Raw genomic sequence first — 2,161 nt, forward strand, 5'->3', positions numbered from 1 at the left:
GTTTGTCAATTGTTCGCGAGAGTCTTGGCGCTGTACAGGACAATATGAAGAACAACCCCGCCGAAACGACTCCCGGCATCGAGGTCGATGCGTAGCAGCACGTCCTGCTGGTGGACACAACTGATTGAGTCCTTAAGGACCAACCTAGATGGCGAGAGGCACAGCAATGACAACGGCAACCGAGAGATTCATCGGGTTGATGACAGGCGCGCACGCCGATATTTATGTCGACGGGAAGCTCCGGCCGGCCCACGCGTCAGCCCGGATTGCGGTCGTGAACCCCGCGGATGAGCAGGAATTTGCGACAATACCCGATGGCGACAAGGACGACGTTTCCGCCGCAGTGGACGCCGCGCGTGCGGCGTTCCGGAACTCCGGGTGGCCGCAGCTGCCGCCGTCGGAGCGAGCCAATCATTTGCGCAGGCTCGCGCGTGCAATCGAGGATCGCGCCGAGAAACTCGGCGCGATTGTCACCGCGCAGATCGGGATGCCACTTGCAAGCTCGGTGCAGTCGAATGGCAGCGGCACATCAAAGTACTATCGCTATTATGCTGAACTCGCTGATCAACTCGAAGTCGAGTCCGAGCGCATCGGACACGGACTGCGAACGGTCATTCGGAGAGAGCCGGTAGGCGTTGCCGGGTTGATCGTGCCTTGGAACGGACCTCAGGGAGCAATCGCGTGGAAGCTGGCACCGGCGCTGGCCGCTGGTTGTACGACGGTCATCAAGCCTTCACCGGAAGCATCACTGGACTCGTACCTGCTTGCAGAAGCCCTCGGCGAGGCAGGCATTCCCCCCGGCGTCGTGAATATCGTCTTCGGTGGGCGCGAAACAGGAGCATTGCTCGCATCGCATCCCGGCGTTGACAAGGTGTCCTTTACCGGGTCAACGCACGCTGGCCGCCAGGTTGCGCTGGCCTGCGCTGAGCGCTTCGCACGCGTCACGCTCGAGCTAGGTGGTAAATCCGGGGCGTTGCTGCTCGATGACGCCGATCTTGACACGTTTCTCCCGTTAATTGCGCCGGCGTGCATACCGTTCAGCGGTCAGATTTGTCACGCCCTGACTCGGGTGCTTGCTCCGCGCGCACGCTACGATGAAGTCGTCGAGGGGATCGCAAGCAAGATGGCCGTTCTCGTCGTGGGCCACCCGCTCGATCCCGCGACACAGGTCGGACCACTGGTGGCGAAGCGGCAGCGCGACCGCGTCGAGGAGTACATCACATCTGGACGCGAACAAGGCGCGAAGGTCGTGACCGGCGGTGTTCGTCCTCGGGGGCTTAACGTCGGATATTACATTGAGCCAACGGTCTTCCGCGACGTGGACAGCTCGATGCGGATCGCCCAGGAGGAGATCTTCGGGCCGGTGGTGTCAGTGATTCCGTATGACAACGAGGAGGAAGCGCTCGCGATCTGCAACGGTACGATTTACGGCCTTGGCGGGGCGGTATTCACGTCCAATCCCGAGCGGGGCATGGCGATTGCGCGCCGGGTGGAGGCTGGCGTCGTGGGCATCAACCGATACACACTTCACATCGATGCGCCATTCGGCGGTGTCAAAGGAAGCGGTCTTGGCCGCGAACTTGGGCCAGAGGGGCTGGCGGCCTTTCTTGAGACCAAATCAATTTTCCCACCTCAACAAGAGGCAGTCTAAAGGATCGGGGCCGGTAAGCGGCTATTCGTTCGAAGCGCGCAGCGGGCGTGATGTTTGACAGTGTCATAGGTCGGCAAAGGCTCTGTGCTACCCGCTCAGCTAGTTCGATGTGCGCATTAAGTAGCTCAGATTCGAGGTTAGCCGCTCCCAAACGAGACGTGGGAACGTTTTGGTGCAGTTGTAAGGCTCGCTTTCAGCTTGTTCCACCGAACTCCGATGCAGATAGTAAGATCTCGACCGTTCTACTGATGCAGATCGATTGCGCTCGGCTTCCATTTATTCCAACCACTGGAAAGGAAACTCCCATGGCCATCGTCAATCGCGTCGCCGACCTGCTCCCTGAGATCGTGGCCTGGCGCCGCGATATTCACGCACATCCCGAAATGGGCTTTGACGTCAATCGAACCTCGGCAGTCGTCGCAGAACGCCTGCGCGAGTTTGGCTGCGACCAGGTCGTGACCGGTCTTGGCAAGACCGGCGTTGTCGGTGTCATCACGGGGAAGGTAGCCG

General features: G+C 60.3%; 1 protein-coding gene and 1 pseudogene. Both read left to right on the forward strand.

All coding sequences use genetic code 11. The features are described 5' to 3' along the window. Nucleotides 1-166: 166 nt before the first annotated feature. Nucleotides 167-1,651 (forward strand): aldehyde dehydrogenase, encoded by a 1,485-nt coding sequence (locus AC0L2Z_RS35165; RefSeq protein ID WP_473630614.1) that lies wholly within the window; start codon nucleotides 167-169, stop codon nucleotides 1,649-1,651. Nucleotides 1,652-1,956: 305 nt separating this feature from the next. Beyond that, nucleotides 1,957-2,161: pseudogene (locus tag AC0L2Z_RS35170) on the forward strand (amidohydrolase); the annotation flags it as partial.

The sequence above is a fragment of the Mesorhizobium sp. WSM4850 genome (assembly GCF_055811735.1).

What these genes read in the sequence shown, in the direction of transcription:
- AC0L2Z_RS35165 (WP_473630614.1), top strand. Translation starts at nt 167, where the DNA reads ATGACAACGGCAACCGAGAGATTCATCGGGTTGATGACAGGCGCGCAC.